Here is a 1,674-nt window from a genome sequence, read left to right as displayed (position 1 = left end):
CGGTATTATGTAGCACCTGCCACCGCCTGATCCTGCCGCATCTCGGCCCTACCCGCTACCCTGTTGCGCTGAAACCGAACGGGAGGGGGATGGAGTATGGGGGAGCCGCACGTCGTCAGCGCCCTGCGGGAGAAGCGGGCGGAGATCTCCGGGGCAATCCTTGAGCTTGAGAATCGGATGGCTCAGCACCGGGCCGACCTGGTGCACCTGGACGCCACCTTGCGCCTGTTCGCCCCGGAGCTGGAGCCGGAAAGCATCGTGCCGAAGAAGCCGCCGGCGGCGCGCTCCCACTACTTCGCCACCGGTGAGCTGGCGCGCCGCTGCCTGGAGGCGCTGCGCATGGCAGAAGGACGTGTCGTTGCCGCCGAGGAGATCGCCGTCGCCGCCATGCGCGACAAAGGGCTCGATCCGGAAGACCGCAAGACGCGCTCCGACTTCATCCAGCGCGTGCTCAACACCCTGACCGCCCAGAAAGGCAAGGGCACGGTGGAGAAGATCGGCAATGGCCTGGGCGTCCGCTGGCGCCTTCCGTCCGAACCCGCCGATCACGCCGCGTGAGCGCGCTGCCAGTAGCCGCAGAAGTCGACCGACGGGCCGGTCTTCGTCACCAGCCCGACCACGATGCGGAACTGCTCGCCGTTGCTGGTCCGGCGATGATCCTCTCGGAAAGCGGCTTCCTGGGCGTAGCGGTGCAGGTAAAGGCCCGAGATGTGATGATGGTGCCCGATCTCCCCGCGGCGGATGCGCGAGAAGAAGGATTCGGCCCCGTTGGTACAGGCGCCGTCCTGGCTGTAGGCGTCCTGATGGTTGATGCGGTGCATCGGGTAGCGGGCGTGCAGGTCATTCCAGGCGCTGGACTCGTCCGCATGCACTTCGGTGCCCTTGGCAACGCGCGAGCGGATGAAGTTGCCGGCGGCGTCTTCGGACGGGAAGACGCCGGTCAGGGTGCGGCCGTCGCGCTCGCGGATGGTGACGACACATCGCCGCTTGCCGGTCTGGTTGATGGCAAGCCGGCGGTCCTTGCGCTCCGCCTTGCGGTTCTCCGGGCGGATGTGGCCGCCGAAGTAGGCCCCATCGATCTCCGCCGCCTTGCCCGCGCCGCCGATTACGACGCCGCGGCTTTCGGCCGCCATCGCTTCGCGGATCTTGTGGGCCAGCACGAACGCCGTCTTGTACTGGACGCCCAGGTCGCGCGACAGCGGCAGCGCGCCCTTGCCCTTCACCTCGTTGACAAAGATCACCACGGCGGCGAGGTACATCCGGAGCGCCAGCTTGTGGAAGGCGAACAGCGTGCCCGAGGTGAGGGAGAAGTCTTTGCGGCACCGCTTGCAGCGCCAACGAGGCGCACCGCTCGGCCGGCGGCAGTCGTACACCGCATCACAAGCGCAGGCCGGGCACACGGGACGCCCGTTCGTCTCCGGCCAGCGGATCGCCGCGAACACCGTCTCGGCTTCCGTGTCCGACAGACGCAGCACGGTCGCCAGCGACAGCGTGCGCGCCGCGGCGCTGAGAAGGAAGTGCTGGCTTTTGGTGCGACGGGGCATGGCGATCTCCGACACGGTGATTGCCCGAGTCTACCCGGCCACGACTCCGCTGTGAATCATCAAGTTCATGATTTGTGCTCACCAGGCCAGCTCACCCGCCGGCCATAGTGGCGGATGCTACATAAGTCCG

1 protein-coding gene and 1 pseudogene are annotated in these 1,674 nt (G+C 67.3%); one reads left to right on the top strand and one right to left on the bottom strand.

Annotated features, from left to right (window positions below; all coding sequences use genetic code 11):
- Nucleotides 1-96 precede the first annotated feature (96 nt).
- Entirely contained in the window at nucleotides 97-558 is a 462-nt protein-coding gene (locus FZ029_RS32720) for a hypothetical protein (RefSeq protein WP_149274373.1), read from the top strand.
- Nucleotides 559-606: 48 nt separating this feature from the next.
- Here the strand turns inward: FZ029_RS32720 and FZ029_RS32715 are convergent.
- Nucleotides 607-1,544 (bottom strand): annotated as a pseudogene (locus FZ029_RS32715) (IS1595 family transposase); the annotation flags it as partial.
- Nucleotides 1,545-1,674: the final 130 nt, after the last annotated feature.

It is taken from the genome of Azospirillum sp. Sh1 (assembly GCF_008365135.1).
GTDB lineage: Bacteria > Pseudomonadota > Alphaproteobacteria > Azospirillales > Azospirillaceae > Azospirillum > Azospirillum oryzae.
The sequence above is the reverse complement of the archived record's forward strand: the minus strand, read 5'-3'. Positions and strand labels throughout refer to the sequence as shown.

What these genes read in the sequence shown, in the direction of transcription:
- FZ029_RS32720 (WP_149274373.1), top strand. Translation starts at nt 97, where the DNA reads ATGGGGGAGCCGCACGTCGTCAGCGCCCTGCGGGAGAAGCGGGCGGAG.